General features: G+C 69.5%; 16 protein-coding genes. 13 read left to right on the top strand and 3 right to left on the bottom strand.

The window, feature by feature from the left end; genetic code table 11:
• Nucleotides 1–2: 2 nt before the first annotated feature.
• The 10 genes from LB310_RS10270 to rsfS all read left to right on the top strand — a co-directional run bounded on the left by LB310_RS10270 (nucleotide 3) and on the right by rsfS (nucleotide 10,531).
• A complete protein-coding gene (locus tag LB310_RS10270; RefSeq protein ID WP_154248803.1) occupies nucleotides 3–674 on the top strand; it encodes a winged helix family transcriptional regulator in 672 nt (223 codons plus the stop codon).
• 350 nt (nucleotides 675–1,024) lie between these two features.
• Entirely contained in the window at nucleotides 1,025–3,652 is a 2,628-nt protein-coding gene (polA, locus tag LB310_RS10265; protein ID WP_301155039.1) for a DNA polymerase I, read from the top strand.
• Nucleotides 3,653–3,901: 249 nt separating this feature from the next.
• On the top strand, nucleotides 3,902–4,294 hold the full coding sequence (gene rplU / locus LB310_RS10260) for a 50S ribosomal protein L21 (protein ID WP_087190802.1): 393 nt from the start codon (nucleotides 3,902–3,904) through the stop codon (nucleotides 4,292–4,294).
• An 18-nt stretch (nucleotides 4,295–4,312) separates the two neighbouring features.
• Nucleotides 4,313–4,564 carry a 50S ribosomal protein L27 gene (gene rpmA / locus LB310_RS10255; RefSeq protein ID WP_015538608.1) on the top strand — a complete coding sequence of 84 codons (252 nt, stop codon included), beginning with the start codon at nucleotides 4,313–4,315 and terminating at the stop codon, nucleotides 4,562–4,564.
• A 161-nt stretch (nucleotides 4,565–4,725) separates the two neighbouring features.
• On the top strand, nucleotides 4,726–6,120 hold the full coding sequence (obgE, locus tag LB310_RS10250) for a GTPase ObgE (RefSeq protein ID WP_087190803.1): 1,395 nt from the start codon (nucleotides 4,726–4,728) through the stop codon (nucleotides 6,118–6,120).
• On the top strand, nucleotides 6,120–7,256 hold the full coding sequence (gene proB / locus LB310_RS10245) for a glutamate 5-kinase (RefSeq protein WP_301155038.1): 1,137 nt from the start codon (nucleotides 6,120–6,122) through the stop codon (nucleotides 7,254–7,256). The genes obgE and proB overlap by 1 nt, the downstream gene beginning before the upstream one ends.
• Nucleotides 7,257–7,477: 221 nt before the next feature.
• Nucleotides 7,478–8,770, top strand: a complete 1,293-nt coding sequence (locus tag LB310_RS10240; RefSeq protein WP_301155037.1) for a glutamate-5-semialdehyde dehydrogenase — start codon at nucleotides 7,478–7,480, stop codon at nucleotides 8,768–8,770.
• On the top strand, nucleotides 8,770–9,444 hold the full coding sequence (gene nadD / locus LB310_RS10235) for a nicotinate-nucleotide adenylyltransferase (protein WP_301155036.1): 675 nt from the start codon (nucleotides 8,770–8,772) through the stop codon (nucleotides 9,442–9,444). Before LB310_RS10240 ends, nadD begins: the two co-directional genes overlap by 1 nt.
• Nucleotides 9,441–10,100, top strand: coding sequence for a bis(5'-nucleosyl)-tetraphosphatase (symmetrical) YqeK (yqeK, locus tag LB310_RS10230; protein WP_096226842.1), 660 nt, complete (start codon nucleotides 9,441–9,443; stop codon nucleotides 10,098–10,100). Before nadD ends, yqeK begins: the two co-directional genes overlap by 4 nt.
• A 14-nt stretch (nucleotides 10,101–10,114) precedes the next feature.
• On the top strand, nucleotides 10,115–10,531 hold the full coding sequence (rsfS, locus tag LB310_RS10225; RefSeq protein WP_087190872.1) for a ribosome silencing factor: 417 nt from the start codon (nucleotides 10,115–10,117) through the stop codon (nucleotides 10,529–10,531).
• 84 nt (nucleotides 10,532–10,615) lie between these two features.
• Here rsfS and LB310_RS10220 read toward each other — a convergent pair whose 3' ends face one another.
• The 3 genes from LB310_RS10220 to LB310_RS10210 form a co-directional block, all read right to left on the bottom strand.
• On the bottom strand, nucleotides 10,616–10,870 hold the full coding sequence (locus LB310_RS10220; RefSeq protein WP_087190808.1) for a CopG family transcriptional regulator: 255 nt from the start codon (nucleotides 10,868–10,870) through the stop codon (nucleotides 10,616–10,618).
• A gap of 79 nt (nucleotides 10,871–10,949) precedes the next feature.
• On the bottom strand, nucleotides 10,950–11,120 hold the full coding sequence (locus tag LB310_RS10215) for a BrnT family toxin (protein ID WP_301155035.1): 171 nt from the start codon (nucleotides 11,118–11,120) through the stop codon (nucleotides 10,950–10,952).
• Nucleotides 11,121–11,212: 92 nt separating this feature from the next.
• Nucleotides 11,213–13,843, bottom strand: coding sequence for a BTAD domain-containing putative transcriptional regulator (locus LB310_RS10210; RefSeq protein ID WP_278805067.1), 2,631 nt, complete (start codon nucleotides 13,841–13,843; stop codon nucleotides 11,213–11,215).
• Between the two features lie 222 nt (nucleotides 13,844–14,065).
• Between LB310_RS10210 and LB310_RS10205 the strand changes: the two genes are divergently transcribed.
• The 3 genes from LB310_RS10205 (at nucleotide 14,066) to secA (ending at nucleotide 19,409) form a co-directional block, all read left to right on the top strand.
• Nucleotides 14,066–15,061 carry a P1 family peptidase gene (locus LB310_RS10205; protein WP_301155034.1) on the top strand — a complete coding sequence of 332 codons (996 nt, stop codon included), beginning with the start codon at nucleotides 14,066–14,068 and terminating at the stop codon, nucleotides 15,059–15,061.
• A 9-nt stretch (nucleotides 15,062–15,070) separates the two neighbouring features.
• Nucleotides 15,071–16,396, top strand: a complete 1,326-nt coding sequence (locus tag LB310_RS10200) for a chloride channel protein (protein WP_278805065.1) — start codon at nucleotides 15,071–15,073, stop codon at nucleotides 16,394–16,396.
• Nucleotides 16,397–16,595: 199 nt separating this feature from the next.
• On the top strand, nucleotides 16,596–19,409 hold the full coding sequence (secA, locus tag LB310_RS10195; protein WP_278805064.1) for a preprotein translocase subunit SecA: 2,814 nt from the start codon (nucleotides 16,596–16,598) through the stop codon (nucleotides 19,407–19,409).
• Nucleotides 19,410–19,414 lie beyond the last annotated feature (5 nt).

Here is a 19,414-nt window from a genome sequence, read left to right as displayed (position 1 = left end):
ATATGAGGAAATCAGTCATATTCGTAGCGGACAGCCTGGACAACGCCCACAAGTTTCAGCAGGTGCTCTCGGGCCTCGACGTGGAGGTGGCCGCCGGATCGTCGGCGCAGCTGAAGAACCTGCTGGTGCAGCATCCCGGCTACGACCTGGTAGTCTACGAGGCGCGCGGCGAGGCGCTGGGGAGGGTAGCCCAGGCCGAGTCGCTGCTCCTGGAGGACGGCTCCGCGGCGCTCCTCGTGATCGTGGGCGAGGACCAGCTGGGCGAGTTCCGCCTGCCCGTGCAGGTGAAGAGCGACTTCGTGGTGCACGGCGCGTCCCCGGACGAGTGCGCGGCGCGCATCCGCCAGCTGCTGTGGCCCGGCAACGAGAGCTCCGCGTCGGACTTCGTCGCCGTGGACTCCCTGACCATCAACCTGGCCACCTACCAGGTGAACGTGGCCGGCGAGCCCCTGGACCTCACGTACCTGGAATACGCCCTGCTCGCCTTCCTCGTGACCCACCCCGGTCGCACGTACTCCCGCGACGCCCTGCTGCGCCGCGTGTGGGGCTTCGACTACTACGGCGGCAGCCGCACCGTGGACGTCCACGTCCGCCGCGTCCGCGCCAAGCTCGGCCCCGACCTCGCCCAACATCTGGAAACCGTCCGCGGCGTGGGCTATCTATGGAGCGCGTAGGGGCCGCTGGTTGAAGCAGCGGCGGTATCGTAGGGCAAAGCACCCTCGCAGCTACCCGACCCTCGCAGGTTGAACCTCTCACCAAGGTACCGAGCGAGTTGCCCCTCCCTGGTTGATTTCTGCCAGAAGCCAGGCCCTCGCTTCTCGTGTGAATCTTTCGAGGAGATCAAAGTAGCTTCGGGGTCGGGCCGTGCCCACCAAGCGAGTTCCGCACGAGCCGAACAGCCCGGTGGGCTGTTCGTGCGAGCAGGACTGCCCGAGCGACTGGGCACGGCCCGACCCCGAAGCGGACAACGCCCCTCTGTTATACTTGTCAACCTAACATCCAAGCCGACGGAGGACCTCGCCCCATGCCGAAGAAGATCGCCGTCATCGACGGCAACTCGCTCATGCACCGCGCCTACCATGCCGTGCCGCAGACGATGAACGCTCCCGACGGCACGCCCACGAACGCCGTGTTCGGCTTTCTTGCCATGCTGCTCAAGTTCATCGACATGGCCAGCCCCGACGCCATCATCTGCGCGTTCGACGCGGGCCGCCCCGCCTTCCGCATGAAGGCGCTCGAGCAGTACAAGGCGCAGCGCCCGCCCATGGACGACGACCTGAAGGTGCAGTTCCCCATCATCGAGGAGCTGCTCGAGGCCATGGACGTGCCCGTCGTGCGCATCAAGGGCTGGGAGGGCGACGACATCCTGGGCACGGTGGCCGCGCGCGACGAGGAGCTGGGCTTCGAGACGCTGCTCGTGACGGGCGACAAGGACGCCTACCAGCTGGCCAGCGACAAGACGCGCATCGTCACCACGAAGAAGGGCATCACCGACGTGGCTATCTACGGGCCCGCCGAGGTGGAGGAGCGCTACGGCGTGCGCCCCGACCAGTTCATCGACTTCCTGGGCCTCAAGGGCGACTCGTCCGACAACATCCCCGGCGTGCCCGGCATCGGCGACAAGACGGCAGCGAAGCTCTTGCAGGCCTACGGGAACCTGGAGGGCATCTACGAGCACGTGGACGACCTCAAGGGCAAGCAGAAGGAGAGGATGGTCGACAACAAGGATATGGCGTTCCTCTCCCGCGAGGTGGCCACCATCGTGTGCGACCTGGACTTCCCTCTCGATCTCGAGGAGTGCTGCTTCCCGTCGTTCGACCCGGAGCGCGTGACGGAGGCGTTCAAGAAGGTGCAGTTCAACGCCCACCTGAGCCGCGTGCTCAAGCTGGTGGGGCGCGAGCTGGAGAAGAAGGCGGCCCCGCTTGCCTGGGAGCCCGTCGCCACCGGGCCCGAGGCCGACGCGCTCGTGGACGCGGCCATCGCGCGCGGCGAGACGGTGGGCGTGGCGTTCGTGGAGCCCGAGCAGGCGTCGCTCTTCAACGTGGACCTGACGTGCGCCGTTTCCACCACGCAGGGCACGGCGCTCTACGAGGACGAGGGAGGCCCGGCAGCGTTCGCGCGCATCGTGGCCGCGGGTTCGTTCGCGGCGCTCGACGTGAAGCACGCCGTGCACCGCGTCTACCCGCCCGACACGTCCGAGCCTGCGCTCGCATCCGACGACGACCTCATGGGCATGCGCGCGTTCGACCTGGGGCTGGCCGGCTACGTGCTGAACTCGTCGGTGACGGAGTACTCCTACGATGCGCTGCTCGACGCCTACTGCGGCGGCGTGCTGCCCGAGACGAAGGCCGAGGCCGACCTGGCTTGCGCGCAGGCCGCCGCGGCGCGCGCGCTCGTGGGCCCGCTCACCGAGGCGCTCGAGCGCGATGGCAGCACCCGCGCCTATTTCGACATCGACCTGCCGCTCGTGGGCGTGCTCGCCATCATGGAGCGCACGGGCGCGGTGGTCGACTGCGAACGCCTGGCGGAGCTCGGCGCCAGCACGCAGGCCGAGCTCGACGAGCTCTCGGCGCGCATCTTCGACATGGCGGGGGAGACGTTCAACCTCGACAGCCCCAAGCAGCTCTCGCGCATCCTGTTCGAGGTGCTGGGGCTCACGCCCCTCAAGAAGAACCAGCGCGGCTACTCCACCGACGCCGCGGTGCTCAAGGAGCTGTGCGCCGTGCACGAGCTGCCCGCCCTCGTGCTGCGCTACCGGGAGCTTGCGAAGATCAAGTCCACCTACATCGACGCGCTGCCCCGCATGCGCGCCGGCGACGGGCGCGTGCACACCTGCTTCAACGAGACGGTCACCACCACGGGCCGTCTGTCCTCGTCCGACCCTAACCTGCAGAACATCCCCGTGCGCACCGAGTTCGGCCGCCAGATACGTGAGAGCTTCGTGCCGCTCGCGCCCGGCGAGCGGTTCCTGTCGGCCGACTACTCGCAGATCGAGCTGCGCCTGCTCGCGCACCTCTCGGGCGACGAGCATCTCGTGGCCGCATTCTGCTCGGGCGCGGACTTCCACGCCGCCACGGCTGCGCGCGTGTTCGACGTGCCGGTGGAGGAGGTGACGCCGGAGCTGCGCAGCCGCGCGAAGGCCGTGAACTTCGGCATCGTGTACGGCCAGCAGGCGTTCGGCCTGTCGCAGAGCCTGAGCATCCCGTTCGGCGAGGCGAAGGAGATGATCGAGCGCTACTTCGCGGCGTATCCCGGCGTGCGCTCCTACCTGGACGCCACGATCGAGGAGGCGAAGGCGAAGGGCTATGCGGAGACGATGTTCGGCCGCAAGCGCCATATCCCCGAGCTCAAGGCGTCGAACGCCGCCACGCGCGGCTTCGGCGAGCGCACGGCCATGAACCACCCCATGCAGGGCAGCGCCGCCGACATCATCAAGCTGGCCATGGCCGAGGTGCAGCGCCGCCTCATGGCCGAGGGCTTCAAGGCCCGGCTGCTCTTGCAGGTGCACGACGAGCTGGACTTCAGCGTGCCCGAAGGCGAGATCGAGGCGCTGTCCGCGATGGTGAGGGAAGTGATGGAGGGCGTCGCGGAGCTCCGCGTCCCTCTCGTGGCCGACGTGTCCTGGGGGGCAAGCTGGGCGGAGTCGCACTGAGGTTCCGACCCCCTGTCACACCGGCGCTTCTCGCTGACTTTGTCGGACCTGTGAGATTCTGAAAAAACATGCCACGCCACCGCGTGTGGCTATGATTTTCTGCTATCATATGAACGTTGTGCTTTGTGGAGGCACAGCATCGGAAAGAGTGCGATGATACGCGGAGATTGTGCATAAGATCACCTTGACTTGCTACGATCCCGCTGGTAAGCTATCGCCTTGCGTTTTATTTCATACAAGGAGACACTCATGTACGCAATCGTAAAGACGGGCGGCAAGCAGTATAAGGTTGCCCCCGGAGACAAGCTGAACATCGAGAAGCTCGATGCCGAGGTCGGCGCGAAGGTCGAACTCGAGGCCATCTGCATCGTCGACGGCGAGAAGGTCGAGGCCGATCCCGCCAAGGCCGCTGCCACGAAGGTCACGGCCATCGTGCTCGAGCAGTTCAAGGGCGAGAAGCAGCTCGTGTTCAAGTTCAAGAAGCGCAAGAACTACAAGAAGCTGCGCGGTCATCGCCAGCAGCTGACGCGCGTCGAGATCGAGTCCGTCGGCTCGGCCAAGGCCGAGAAGAAGGCTGCCAAGAAGGCCGCTCCGAAGAAGGCCGAGAAGGCCGAAGAGCCCGCGTCCGTCGACGCCGAATAAAGCAAGGGAGGGAATACCATGGCACACAAGAAGGGTCTCGGTTCCAGCCGTAACGGCCGCGATTCCCACGCGCAGCGTCTCGGCGTGAAGTTGTTCGGCGGCCAGGAGGTGCACACGGGCAACGTCATCGTTCGCCAGCGCGGCACGCACATCCATCCGGGCGAGAACGTCGGCCGCGGCAAGGACGACACGCTGTTCGCCCTGTGCGACGGCAAGATCGAGTTCACGAAGGGCGCGAAGCACAAGGTGCACGTCCGTCCCGAAGCTTAGGGGCAAAGCCACCTGCTCCACGACTGCGTAACGTTATCTGTTTTCGCGTGCCCCCTGCTCGTCAGGGGGCATTTTTCATATACAATCCGAGTTGCGAGATCAGGGAATCCGTCCCCCGGTTCCCCTCGATGCGGAGCTGGAACGGAGATAGAGGTACCCAGGTGTTCATAGACAAAGTGCGCATACACGTGAAGGGCGGCGACGGCGGCGCGGGCTGCATGTCGTTCCGACGCGAGGCCCACGTGCCGAAGGGCGGGCCCGACGGCGGCGACGGCGGCCACGGCGGCAACGTGGTGGTGGAGGCCGACGCCAGCCTGTCCTCGCTCATCGAGTACCGCTTCAAGCACCACTTCAAGGCCGACCGCGGCACGCACGGCAAGGGCAGCCGCATGCATGGCGCCACGGGCGAGGACCTCGTGCTCAAGGTTCCCGTGGGCACGGTGGTGCGCGAGTACTTCGAGGAGTCCAAGGAGACGGGCGAGCTCATTGCCGACCTCACGCACGACGGCGAGCGCGTCACCGTGGCCGAGGGCGGCATGGGCGGCCGCGGCAACATCCACTTCGTGACGCCGACCCGGCGCGCGCCCGCGTTCGCCGAGCTGGGCGAGCCTTCGCAGGAGGGCTGGATCGAGCTGGAGATGAAGCTCATGGCCGACGCGGCCCTCGTGGGCATGCCGTCGGCGGGCAAGTCGTCGCTCATCGCGAAGATGAGCGCGGCGCGCCCGAAGATCGCCGACTACCCGTTCACCACGCTCGTGCCGAACCTGGGCGTGGCTCGCTCGGGCGACTACAGCTTCGTCGTGGCCGACATCCCCGGCCTCATCGAGGGCGCGCACGAGGGGCGCGGCCTGGGACATGAGTTCCTGCGCCACATCGAGCGCACGGCGCTCATCGTGCACGTGGTGGACCTGACGGGCGACTACGAGGGACGCGACCCGCTGGAAGACTACGACATCATCAACCGCGAGCTCGCGCTCTACGCCGACGAGCTGGCAGCGCGCCCGCGCATCGTGGTGGCGAACAAGATAGACGTGCCCGGCACCGAGGAGGCGGCCGAGAGGCTGGCGGCGCGCGTGCGCGAGGACTCCATCGCGGCCGCGGGCGGCGACGAGTTCGCCCCGAGCCCCGTCGACCCGAAGCTCTACCGCATCAGCGCGCTCACCGGCGAGGGGGTCGACGGCCTCAAGGCCGCCATCGCCACGAAGGTGCACGAGCTGCGCGAGGCCGCGCGGGCCGACCTGGGCGCCGACGTGCAGTACGACCACGTGTGGGAGCACAAGCGCGAGATGCGCGACAAGCGCTTCGAGGTGTTGAACCTGGGCGGCGGCGTGTTCCGCGTCACAGGCCCGCAGGTTGAGCGCATGGTGGTGCAGACCGACTGGGAGAACGAGGAGGCCATCGCCTTCCTGCAGCACCGCTTGAAGCGCCTCGGCGTGGAGACGGCGCTCGAGCGCGCCGGCGCGGTGGACGGCGACGAGATTCGCATCGTCGGGCGCGCGTTCGGCTTCGAGTCGGCGCGCACGGCGGAGGATATGTTCAAGGAGCTCGACCTGTGATGAGGGCTGAAGAGGGCGGGCGCGGAAAGCGCCTGGTCATCAAGATAGGCTCGTCGACGCTCACCACGTCGGAGAGCAAGATCGACTACGGCTACCTGGCCGCGGTGGCCGCGCAGATAGGCGAGGCCAAGGAGGCGGGATGGCATCCGGTCGTGGTCACGTCGGCGGCCATCGCCTGCGGCCTCGAGCGCCTCGGCATAGAGAAGCGGCCGCATGACATGCCGAGCCTGCAGGCGGCCGCGTCGGTGGGGCAGAGCGCGCTCTCGACCGCCTACGCCGAGGCGTTCGCAGCCCACGGCATCGTGACCTCCACGGTGCTGCTCACGCGCCGCGACACGGCCGATCGCCAGGCGTACCTGCATGCGCGCGACACGTTCGACCGGCTGCTCGATTTGGGCGTCGTGCCCATTGTGAACGAGAACGACACCGTGTCGGTGGAGCAGATCCGCTTCGGCGACAACGACACGCTCGCGGCGCTCGTCGCGTGCCTGGTGGAGGCCGACCTCATGGTCATCCTCTCGGACATCGAAGGGCTTTTCGACGCGAACCCGCACTTCGATCCCGAGGCGAAGCTGATCGGTCGCGTGGAGGCCATCGGCCCGGAGATCATGGCCGTGGCGGGCGGGGCGGGCACCACCGTGGGCTCGGGCGGCATGATAACGAAGATCAAGGCCGCGCGCGTGCTCATGGTGGCGGGCATCCCCATGGTCGTGTGCAACGGGCGCCGTGCAGGTGCTATCGTGGCCGCCGCGCGCGGCGAGGACGTGGGCACCCGCTTCGTCGCCGCGAAGAAGCCCCACGAGATCACGCCGAAGAAGCTCTGGATCGCCCTCGGCGACGCGGCACGCGGCGCGCTCGTGGTCGACGACGGCGCGAAGGCGGCGCTCGTCGGCCGGGGGAGCTCGCTTCTGTCGGTGGGCGTGAGCGCGGTGGAAGGACGTTTCGAGGCGGGCGATGTCGTGGACATCAAGGACGCCTCGGGGCACCTGTTCGCCCGCGGCAAGGCGGCGTTCTCGTGCGACGAGGCCGCGCTCGCCATCGGCCGCACGCGCGCCGAGCTGCAGGGCAACCGGCTGCTCGCAAGCCTGGCCGACAAGCCGCTCGTCCACCGCGACGAGCTGATCGTGTTCGAGTGATGGTTCCGCCAGCCTGACGGCCGGTGGAACGTGCCGACGCTGCGGAACGTCCCGGCACCCGATCTTCGCGCGAATGCGAAGGCTCGCGTACTGAAGTACGCTTCGCCTCCGCCTTCCCGTGAATCTCGGGCACCGGAACGTCCCTCGCTGACGTTGGCGGACCGGCAAGGTGTTTTTCGCGCTGCGCGTGAAGCGCGGGAGCGCAAGGGAAAGGAGATCGCATGGGCGACGAAACCATGCGCGAGGAGGTGCGGCGCATCGCCGAGTCGGCGAGGGCCGCGAGCGGGGCGCTGGCGCAGACGAGCGCCGGGGAGCGCAACGCGGCGCTGGCGGCCATGGCGGCGGCCTTGCGCGCGCATGCGGCGGAGATCGTCGCGGCGAACGCGGAGGATGTGGCGGCCGCGCGCGCGGCGGGCACGAAGGAGAGCCTGGTGGACCGCCTTATGCTCGACGAGGGACGCATCGAGGGCATGGCGGCCGCGCTCGAGGACCTGGCCGTGCTGCCCGACCCGCTCGGCCGGGTGCAGGACGCGCGCACGCTCGAGAGCGGCATCGGGCTCGAGCGCGTGAGCGTGCCGCTCGGCGTGGTGGCCGTGGTGTACGAGGCGCGCCCCAACGTGACGGCCGACGCGGCGGGCATCTGCCTGAAGTCCGGCAATGCGGCGGTGCTGCGCGGCGGGAGCATGGCGGCCCGCTCGAACGAGGCGGTGGCCCGCGTGCTCGCCGACGCCGCCGAGGGAGCCGGCATGCCGCAGGGGTGCATCGGCCTCGTTGCCTCCACCGACCGCGCGGCGGCCGACGAGCTCATGGGGCTGCATGGGACGGTGGACGTGCTCATCCCGCGCGGCGGCGCGGGGCTCATCCGCCACTGCGTGGAGACGTCGAAGGTGCCGGTCATCGAAACGGGCACGGGCAACTGCCACGTGTACCTGCACGGGAGCGCCGACCTCGAGCGGGCCCGCGCCATCGTGGTGAACGCGAAGTGCCGCCGCTACGGGGTGTGCAACGCGGCCGAGACGCTGCTCGTGGACGAGGCGGCGGCCGGGGCGCTCCTTCCTGCGGTGCTGGTTGACCTGCGCGAGCAGGGCGTGGTCCTGCACGCCGACGAGCGCGCCCGCGCCGTGGCGGCGGCGCACGGCATCGAGGCCGTGCCGGCGACCGAGGACGACTGGGCGACCGAGTACCTGGCACCCGAGCTGGCCGTGAGGTGCGTTTCCGGCGTGGACGAGGCCGTGGACCATGTGAACCGCTACGGCACGAAGCATTCCGAGGCCATCGTTGCCGACCCGGCCGATCCGGCGGGCGCCGCGGCCATCGAGGCGTTCCTCGCGCGCGTCGATGCGGCCGCCGTGTACGCGAACGCCTCCACGGCGTTCACCGACGGCGGCCAGTTCGGCCTGGGCGCCGAGATCGGCATCTCCACGCAGAAGCTCCACGCCCGCGGGCCGTTTGCGCTCGAGGCGCTCACGTCGTACAAGTACGTGCTGCGCGGCGACGGGCAGGTGCGCGCGTAGTGGCAGTTGTCTGCGAGCGGTTCGACGACCTGGGGGAGGACGGCGCCCCGGCCCGCCTCGGCATCATGGGCGGCACGTTCGACCCCATCCATATCGGGCATTTGGCCACGGCCGAGCAGGCGCGCGAGGCCTTCGGGCTGGACGCCGTCGTGTTCGTGCCGGCCGGCAACCCCGTGTTCAAGAAGGACCGCGCCGTCACGCCGGCGGCCGACCGCCTGGCCATGTGCCGCCTCGCCGTGGCGAGCAACCCGGCTTTCTGCGTGAGCGCGATGGAGATCGAGCGCGGCGGCGACACGTACACGGTGGACACGCTGCGCGAGCTGCGCGGCCACTACCCGGGAAACGTGGAGCTGTTCTTCATCACGGGGGCCGATGCCGTGGCGCACATCGTGCAGTGGCGGGAGAGCGCCGCCATCGCCGACTTGGCGCGCCTCATCGCCGTCACGCGGCCGGGCTACGCGCTCACGGCCGAGCGGAAGCGCGAGATCGAGGAGCACGGCCGCTTCGACGTGACGTACCTCGAGGTAACGGCGCTGGCCGTGTCGTCGAGCGATCTGCGCGCGCGGGTGCGCGCCGGGCGCTCCATCCGCTACCTCGTGATGCAGCGCGTATTGGACTACATCGCCGCGCACGGCCTGTACGCCCTGGAGGCCGAGGAGGGGGTGTGCCGATGAGCGGGGAGGACGAGGCAGCCTGCTGCGCCGATGCGCTGTCGGACGCGTTCCTCGAGGCGCGCGAGCGCGACCTGCGCGAGCGCTTGGGGCGCCGCCGGTTCGAGCACACGCTCGGCGTGGCGGGCACGGCCGCGCGCCTGGCACGCACCTACGGCGTGGACGAGCGCAAGGCGCGGCTGGCGGGGCTTTTGCACGACTGGGACAAGGCTTACGACGATGCTGGCATCCGCGTCCGCGTGGAGGAGCTGGGCCTGGCGGTGGATCCCTACGTGTTCGAGGAGATGCCCTGGCTGCTGCACGGCCCCACGGCCGCGGCGGCGCTCGCCCGCGCATTCCCATGCCTTCCGCGCGATGTGGTGCAGGCCATCGCGCGGCACACGGCCGGCGCGGTGGGGATGACCGGCCTCGACATGGTGGTCTACGTGGCCGATGCCCTCGAGCCGGGGCGCGACTACGCGGGGCTCGACGATATCCGCGCGCTTGTAGGTCGGGTGCCGCTCGAGGAGTTGTACCTGGCAACGTTCAGGCACGTGTTCCTGAGCCTGGTGGAGCGGCGCAAGCGGATCCATCCGCAGAGCATCGAGATATGGAACTACTACCTCGCCCGCTCGCACGACGCGGCGGACGAACGAAAAGGGAGGAAAGGAACAGCGTGAGCGAACCGAAGAAGATGGAAGAGAAGACCTCGCGGGAGCGCGCCCTCATCGCGGCGCGCGCGGCCGACGAGAAGAAGGCCACCGACATCATGGTGCAGGAGGTGCGCGACCTCATCGGCGTGACGGACTACTTCGTCATCGCCACGGCGGCGAACAACCGCCAGGTGGAGGCCATCGTCGACGAGATCGAGGAGGCCGAGCGCGTGCAGGGCGGCTGCAAGCCGCTGCACCGCGAGGGCACGCAGGACGGCACGTGGTCGCTTCTGGACTACGGCGACATCGTCGTGCACGTGTTCCAGCCGGAGACCCGCGAGTACTACCGCCTGGAGGCCCTGTGGAACGACGCCCCGGTCGTCGACCTGGCCGAGGAGGCGGGGCTCACCGAGCTCGAATACTCCGACCGCATCGCCAAGCTCCTGGGCAGGGAGTAGCGGGGCTGGTACCTTAAGCCCCGGACCGCGCCTCGCCGAGGCTGCGGGGCCTTCCCCCTCCTGGAAGGAAGGCCCCGCAGCCTCTTAGGCGCTGCGGCGGGATGCTTCCTCGTCGAGGCGCTCGGCGATCCATGTCTTTATGACGGCCTGGCGGCCGATGCCGATGCGCCGCGCCTCGCGGTCGAGCGCCTCCACCACCCAGGCGGGGAAGTCCACGTTCACGCGCCGGGTCTCGGTTCCAGCTATCCGGGGATGCTCGGTATCGAAATACTGGAGGATGTCCTCTTTCCCCTCGTCGAACAGACGGTCGAGCTCTTCAGCGTCGATTCGCTTCGTCATAGCACGCAGCCTCCTTCTTCCTTGAGCGGCGGACCGAGATGATGCGCACCGCAGCCGACCGGTACGTCACGATCGCGGTTCAATGTTTGTCGCCGATCATTCCGATCACCAAGTAGCGGTCTTCCGAGCTGAACGGTGAGGCCAGCTCGATGCAGCGTTCGTCATCCCACAACCTCTGCGCCTCGCCGAAGCCTATTCCGTGCTTCGCGAGATTCCGTGCGCTTTTCTGCGGGTCGTATTCGAATTCCATTATAACCCCTTAACGATATAATTTCTATACCATGAAAGCACCTTTCAATCCTTGTAACCATCCTGTTGTACAAGGGCGGTGCCGCGCGCGCATCAGTCCAGCGGCTCCTCCGTCTCGATGATGCTGCGGTAGAGCTCCATGGTGGCCAGCGACGGGTCGATACCCAACTCGGTGGTCAGGAAGCGGCGGCACTCGAAGTACGTCTCGAGGGCGGCCGTGCGCTGCCCGGCCGCGATCTGGGCGCGCATGAGGGCCGTGTACGCGTCCTCGCGAGTACGGTCGCGGCGCAGCGCGGCGCGGGCGAACCACAGCCCCTCCTGAGCGTCGTCCGCCGCGACGAGGCGCTCGGCGGCTGCCACCAGCGCGTCCACGAGCTGCATGCGGCGGTCCTTGCGCGCCTGCATGACGAACTCGTTGTCCTGCTCGCTCGGCATGAGGTCGTCGGCGAACGCCTCGTCGATCTCCGCATAGAGCTGGGCCCATCCGTCGGCTCCGGGCTGGCCGAACAGCAGCATGCGGCATACGGCGTCGAACCGCGCGACATCCGTGACGATCAGGCGCTCGTCCAACCGGCAGCCGTTCTGCTGGCGCACGAGGTAGGGGCAAGCGCCCGACGGTCCCGAGAGCGCGCGGCGCAGATGCGACCATACCGAGTAGAAGTTCTTGCGAGCCGAGTCCACCTCGCTCTCGGGCCACATGATGCCCACGAGGCGGTCGCGCGGGAACTCGCGGCCCCGGTTCAGCACGAGCAGCGCCAGCAGCGTCTTCACCTTCTGGCGGCGAAAGCGGCCCGGATCGACCGGGGTGTCGCCGATGCGCACGTCCAACCCGCCGAACAGGTTGACGGTGAGCAGGGGCACCAAGGTGGGCGCGCGGCCCTCCTCGGGCAGGTAGCGCCCGTCGAGGTACGCATCGGGATGCGTGGCCGCACGCTCCGCCCGGCGCTCGGCGCTCTCGCGGGCAGAGCGCTCGAAGGCGCGGCGCTGGGAGAACAGCTCCATCTCGGCGCGGTGCAGCGCGAGGGCCTCGGCGGCGCGCAGCGGTGGGGAGGAGGGGAGAAGGCCCCTCTCGCGGACGCGTTCGAGAGCGAGGCCGGCCGCAGCGGCGAAGAGGTCGCCCCCGGGCTCTTCCAGTTCGGCGAGGCGCATGCGGACGTACCGGTCGATGCGGCCCAAGGCCGCGGCACCCTGCTCGGCCCCCTCGGCGCCCGCGCCCTCGCGGCCCTCGGCCACCTCCGCAAGCGCCCAGGCCGCCGCGATGGCGAGGGCGTCCCCATCCGCCTCGAGAGCCCCGCCCCCGTCGACCGCGGCGGCACCGTGCACGAGCCAGGCGGGGTCGTCGAGCAGGGCAAGTTGCGCCTGCGCGAGCGGGCGCCAGAAAGCGGGGTCGGGTCGCGCCGCGCCGCCTCCGCCCGCCGCCGCCACGACGTCGGGCGCATCGCCGGGGCCGGCGAGCCGCGCGAGCTCCTCGCGGGCCCGCTTGCGCACGGGCCCCTTTCCCTCCCGCACGACCACGAGCGCCGCAAGGGCGCGGACGCCGGCGGGCGCCCCCAGGTCGAAGGCGATGCGCCGCGCAGGGGCAAGGGCTGCAGCACGGTCTCCGAGCACGACGAGCCGCAGGACCTCCCCCAGCTCGAGCAGGGAGTTCCCGGAGGGGGCCGACGGGCCGAGCGAAGCGTACAGCCGATGGGCCGGCAGCATGCACGCCTGCCGCGCGAGCGCGCGCGATCGTTCCGCGAGCCACGCCGCCCGCGCACCGCGCGAGCACAGCGCCCCCACAAGGCCGCAGGCACGCTCTCCCTGGGCGCGGGACAGCAGCACGTCGGCCCAGCGCCCGGCGAGCGCATCGCGGTTGGCAAGGTGCGAGCGCGCGGCCAGGACGTCCAACCTGCTCCCGACCGCCCCCGCCACGGCCTCCACGGGGAAGCAAGGCGTCTCGAAACGATCGCATCGCCGATCGATGCCCAGGTAGGGGTAGCCCGTCGCCATAAGCGCCGCCAGGTCCTCGCCGCACGGGCCGAACGCCTCGACGTCGGGCAGGGAGCCCCGCCCCAGCACGAGCATGGTGGCCATGGCCAGCAGCATGTCGGCCGGCAGCTCCTCGCGCAAGGCGCCCTCCAGGAAGGAGCCCTCCCCGCCGAGAGGCCCCCACACCAAACCGGGCACGCGCTCGGCCGGCGGGACGGCTGCTGCCGGGCGGGAAGCCCGATCGTCGGCGGGGCGGGCGGCGTCCAGCTCGGCGTCGGAGAGCAGCAGGTCGGCGGCGGAGAGCTTCAAGCGGTCGTGCTGCAACGGCCCGTAGGCGTCGCACGAGGGCGCGCACGTGGCCAGCACCTCGCATCCGCGCCCCAACAGCTCGTCGAACACGCCGGAGAGCGCGGCGGCCCGGGTCGCATCGAGGGGCGGCACGTCCTCCACCACCGCGAGGAACGATGAGACGTCCGCCGCCGTCAGCGAGGACGAGATAATGCCCCGGTCGAGGTCGCGTAGGAAGCAGGGGCTCTTCCCGTTGATCCAGAACACGTGGTCGAACGAGAACACCACGTCGGCGTACTCCATGGCGAGCCCCGTCTTGCCGAAGCCCTCGGGCGCCACCAGGAAGCGTGCCACATGGCGCTCGCGCAGCAGGCGAGCGATGAGGTCGGGGCGCGGGTAATGGCGGCGCGATGCCAGATGGTTGGGCCGATGGCCCTTGCAGGACGATTGCTTCAGGAATCCGGTCATAGGGAAACGCTCCTCTCGCGGAGGCAGCGCATCGGCCCGGTTGGATTCGATCATCATAGCGGCGAGGTCAGCATTTAGCAAGACCGGACATTCGTTCGCCGCGTTACGCAAACGGCCTTTCGGGATGCGAACAACGCCCGACCGACCGTCCGCCGGGCGCGGCGGGCGGTGTACAATGGCTACAGCCTGCCCCTGCCGCCCGATCCGAGCAAGGAGAGAACCATGTTCCGAACCGCCTCCCTCGCCGACCTGCCCGCCTTCCTCTGCGGGCACGCCCAAAACCCCGAAGCCGCCACCGGATGCACGGTGGTCGTGGCGCCCGAGGGGGCGGTATGCGGCGTGGACGTGCGCGGCGGCGGCCCTGCCACCCGCGAGACCGACCTGTTGCGCCCCGAGAACATGATCGAGGCCGTGCACGCCGTGGTGCTCGCCGGCGGCAGCGCCTTCGGGCTGGCCGCCTCCACCGGCGTCATGGACGAGCTCGCGGCGCGCGGCATCGGCTTTCCCGTCGAGGGCGCGCGCGTGCCCATCGTGGTGGGGGCCTGCCTGTTCGACCTGCTAGTGGGGGAGAGCGCCCACCCGGATGCCGCCATGGGCGCCGAGGCCTGCGCCGCGGCGTTCGCGCGCACGGCGGAAGAGCCGCTGGCCGAGGGAAACGTGGGCGCCGGCTGCGGCGCCACGGTGGGGAAGCTCCTGGGCGGCGAGCGCGCCATGAAGTCGGGCCTGGGGACCTGCGGGCTCGCCCTCGGCGAGCTGGCGGTGGTGGCCATCGTGGCCGTGAACGCGCTCGGCAACGTGCGCGACGGGGACGGCACGTGGATCGCCGGCTGCCGCGACGACGAGGGACGCGTCATGGACCCGCTCGCCGCGTTCGGGGCGATGGCGGCGAGCGGCGACGGGACGGCTCCCGCCGCCGGCGGGCCCTGCGCCAACACCACCATCGGCGTCGTGCTCACGAACGCGCGGCTCACGAAGGCCCAGGCGAGCAAGACCGCCTCGACCGTGCACGACGCCTACGCCCGCGCCATCAAGCCCGTGCACACCCTGAACGACGGCGATACCGTGTTCGCGTTCGCGTCCGGCGAGGTGAAGGCGCTGCCCGACGCGGTATCGGTGCTGGCCTGCGAGGCCATGCAGGGCGCCATCGTGAACGCCGTGCGCCAAGCCGAGGGCGCATGCGGCCTGCCGGCGGCCCGCGACCTGATCGCCGGCCGGTAGGGGGCGCGCATGAGGCTCGCCAAGCTCGCGAACCGCACGTTGTTCGTCCTCTCGGTCGTGGTGACCGGATCCGTGGCCGGCGCGTTCGTCTGGGCGCTCCTGTTCGCCATGAACCTGGGCATCTCGTTTGTCTGGGACAGCGTGGGGGCCCGCTTCGGCATCTACTTCCCCTTGGCCGCCTGCCTCGTAGGCGGCCTCGTCGTCGGCCTCTTCGCCAAGCGCTTCGGGCCCTACCCCGAGGACCTGGACACTGTCATGGCGAAGGTGAAGCGCGACGGACGCTACGACTACGACAAGCTGGGGGTCATGTCCATCGCCGCGCTGCTGCCGTTGTTCTTCGGCGGCTCCATCGGCCCCGAGGCGGGCCTCACCGGCGCCGTCGCGGGCATCTGCACCTGGGTGGGCGACCGCATGAAACGCTTCGGCGCCGACTTCCAGCAGCTCACGTCCGTGGGCACCATGGCGGCGCTCTCGGCCATCTTCACCGCCCCCCTGTTCGGGTTCGCGGCGCCGCTCTACGGCGACGGGAAGGACGGCGGCGAGAACGGGGACGGTCCCAAGGGGGCGGCCACCATCACGCTGCCGAAGAACTCGAAGATCGTCGTGTACTTCTGCGCCATCGCGGGCGCGCTCGCCGCGTTCATGGGGCTGGGAGCGCTGTTCGGCGGCGGCATGTCGCTGCCGCGCTTCACCGACATCCACGTCGGCACGGCGGAGCTCGCCTGGCTTTTGCCGCTCGCGTTCGTGGGCGCGGCGGCGGGATGGCTCTTCTGCGTGTTCGACGGCCTGTTCGAGCGCGCGGCGGGAAAGGTGGGCGACCGTCCCGTGGCGAAGGCGCTCATCGCCGGGCTCGTGCTGGCCGTGCTCGGCATCCTGCTGCCGTTCACCATGTTCGCCGGCGAGGTGCAGGCCGAGCAGCTGGGCGAGGTATGGGCCTCCATGGGCGCGCTCGCGCTTCTGGCCACCGGCTTCGCGAAGGTCATGGTCACGCCGCTGTGCATCCGCTTCGGTTGGCGCGGCGGGCATTTCTTCCCCGTCATCTTCGCGGGCGTGTCGATAGGCTACGGCATGGCCGCCCTCACCGGCGCCGACCCGGTGTTCTGCCTCTGCGCCTGCACGGCCGCCCTCGTGGGCGCCGTCATGCGCCAGCCCCTCATGGCCGTGCTGCTGCTGTTCCTGTGCTTCCCCGTCAAGGGCGTCGTGGTCATGTTCCTGGCCGCCGCCCTGGGCGCCGCCATCCCGCTCCCGAGGTCCCTGCGGAAGGACAAGGGCGGAAACGGCGTCGGCCAGGCGGAAGACGCTGCGCCCGATTCAAGGCAGGGGGCCGAGGGCTAGGGAGTGCCGATGCTTGCGGGGTCCGTGCCGCTTCTCTTCGAGGCGGCAGGCCGCACGGGAGGCGTCGCCCGTGCGGCCGCCGCTTAGGCGGTCGACCGCCGGCAGCGCCTTGCGGCCACTGTGGATTTCCTTTGAGGCCAGGCGCGTTATGCTAGAGTAGCAGGTACTGTTCAAAGCCAAGAAAAGGACGGCGCATCACATGGCAGGATTCCTATCCAGGCTGCTGACGCTCGGCGAGGGCAAGCAGTTGAAGAACTACGAGGCGCTCGCGCAGAAGGTCAACGCCCTCGAAGGCGGGATGCAGGCGAAGTCCGACGCCGAGCTTGCCGCCCTCACCGCCGCCTTCCGCGAGCGCGCCGACAACGGCGAGGACCTGAAGAGCCTGCTGCCCGAGGCGTTCGCCGCCGTGCGCGAGGCGTCCGTGCGCACGCTCGGCCTGCGCCACTTCGACGTGCAGCTCATCGGCGGCATGGCGCTCAACGACGGGCAGATCGCCGAGATGAAGACCGGCGAGGGCAAGACGCTCGTGTCCACGCTGGCCGGCTACCTGAACGCGCTCAACGGCACCAACGTGCACATCGTCACCGTGAACGACTACCTGGCCCGCCGCGACAGCGAGTGGATGGGCCAGATCTACCGCTTCCTGGGCATGGACGTGGGCCTCATCCAGAACGGCATGCGCCCCGACAAGAAGATCCCCGCCTACCGGGCCGAGGTCACCTACGGCACGAACTCCGAGTTCGGCTTCGACTACCTGCGCGACAACATGGTCACGCGTGCGGAGGCCCGCGTGCAGCGCGGCCACCACTTCGCCATCGTCGACGAGGTGGACTCCATCCTCATCGATGAGGCCCGCACCCCGCTCATCATCTCGGGCGCCGGCACGCAGGCGGCCGAGACGTACAACAAGTTCGCGCGCGTCATGCCCGGCCTCGTCCCCGAGGTGGACTTCGACATGGACGAGGCGAAGAAGACCATCAACGCCACCGAGGGCGGCCTGGAGAAGATCGAGGCCATGCTCGGCATCGACGACATCTACGCCGACCCGTCGGGCCAGCTGGCGAACCATCTGCAGCAGGCGCTCAAGGCGCAGTTCCTGTTCCACCGCGACGTGGACTACGTGGTGGTGGACGGCGAGGTGAAGATCGTCGACGAGTTCACCGGCCGCATCATGGAGGGCCGCCGCTGGTCGGAGGGCCTGCACCAGGCCGTGGAGGCCAAGGAGCGCGTGCTCGTGCGCGAGGAGAACCAGACGCTGGCCACCATCACGCTGCAGAACTACTTCCGCCTCTACGAGAAGCTCTCCGGCATGACCGGCACGGCCATGACCGAGGACGCCGAGTTCCGCGAGATCTACAAGCTGCCGGTCGTGGCCATCCCGCCGAACCGCCCCGTCGCGCGAAAGGACGAGGACGACCTCATCTACCGCACGGTGGAGGCCAAGTTCAACGCCGTGGCCGACGACGTGGCCGCGCGCAACGCCAAGGGCCAGCCCTGCCTCATCGGCACGGTGTCCATCGAGAGCTCCGAGAAGCTCTCGCGTCTCTTGGACAAGCGCGGCATCAAGCACGAGACGCTCAACGCGAAGAACCACGAGCGCGAGGCGCACATCATCGCGCAGGCCGGCCGCGTGGGCGCCGTGACCATCGCCACGAACATGGCCGGCCGCGGCACCGACATCCTGCTCGGCGGCAACCCCGACGTCATGGCCGAGGACGCCCTGCGCGCGCAGGGGCTCGACCCCGACCGCAGCCCGGAGGACGTGGCGGCCGAGGGCGACGAGGCTGCGGCCCCCGCGCCCACCGAGGAGCAGCGCGCCGCGGCGCTCGCCGAGGCGAAGCGCGTGTGCGCCGCCGAGCACGACCAGGTCATAGCCGCCGGCGGCCTCACCGTCATCGGCACCGAGCGCCACGAGTCGCGCCGTATCGACAACCAGCTGCGCGGCCGCGCCGGCCGCCAGGGAGACCCGGGCACCACGCAGTTCTACCTGTCGCTCGAGGACGACCTCATGCGCCTGTTCGGCGGCAACCGCATGGACTCCATCGGGCGCATGATGGAGAAGACCGACATGCCCGACGACATGCCCATCCAGGCCGGCATGGTGTCGAAGGCCATCGAGAGCGCGCAGCGCCAGGTGGAGAGCATGCACTTCTCCGCCCGCAAGAACGTGCTCGAGTACGACGACGTCATGAACCTGCAGCGCGCCGCCATCTACGGCGAGCGCAACGCCATCTTGGACGGCAAGGACCTCTCCGAGCGCATCCCCGAGATCGTGCGCGACGCGGCCGAGGCCGTGGTCGCGGAGAACTGCCCCGACAAGGCGCCTTCCGACGACTGGGATGTGAGGCCCGTGGAGACGTGGGCCGCCAACATGACGGGCCGCGACGACTTCAAGGTGGCCGACGTCGACCACGAGGACGATCCCGGCCTTCTGGCCGACGCGCTCGTGGGGTACCTGGACGGCGTGTACGCCGAGAAGGCCGAGCAGCTGGGCGAGCCGGTCATGAAGATGCTGGAGAGCCAGGTCATGCTCCGCATCATCGACACGCGCTGGATGGCCCACCTCCAGGAGATGGACTACCTCAAGTCCGGCATCGGGCTGCGCGCGTTCGGCCAGCGCGATCCGCTCGTCGAGTACAAGAACGAGGCCTACAACGCCTTCCAGAACCTCACGTCGTCCATGTACGAGGACTACCTGCGCACGCTGCTGCGCCTGCAGGTTGCCGTGCAGCAGGCCCCGCAGCTCGCCGAGGAGAAGAGCCCGCTCGACGGCAAGGTGAGCTACTCGTCGCCCGAGCAGGCGCTCGAGCAGACGGGCGTGGCCGCCGCACGCCGCCAGGCGCCCGCCGCCGCGCCTGGCGGCCAGTCCGCGCCGCCACCGAAGCCGGCGGCCGCGAAGCCGCAGACGTTCGAGAAGGACAAGGACGACCCCTTCGCGAACGTGGGCCGCAACGACCCGTGCCCCTGCGGCTCGGGCAAGAAGTTCAAGAAGTGCCACGGCGCGAACCAGTAGGACGA

It is taken from the genome of Gordonibacter sp. RACS_AR49 (genome assembly GCF_030418435.1).
GTDB lineage: Bacteria > Actinomycetota > Coriobacteriia > Coriobacteriales > Eggerthellaceae > Gordonibacter > Gordonibacter urolithinfaciens.
Note: the sequence above shows the minus strand (reverse complement) of the source record. Positions and strands in the feature narration are given on the sequence as shown.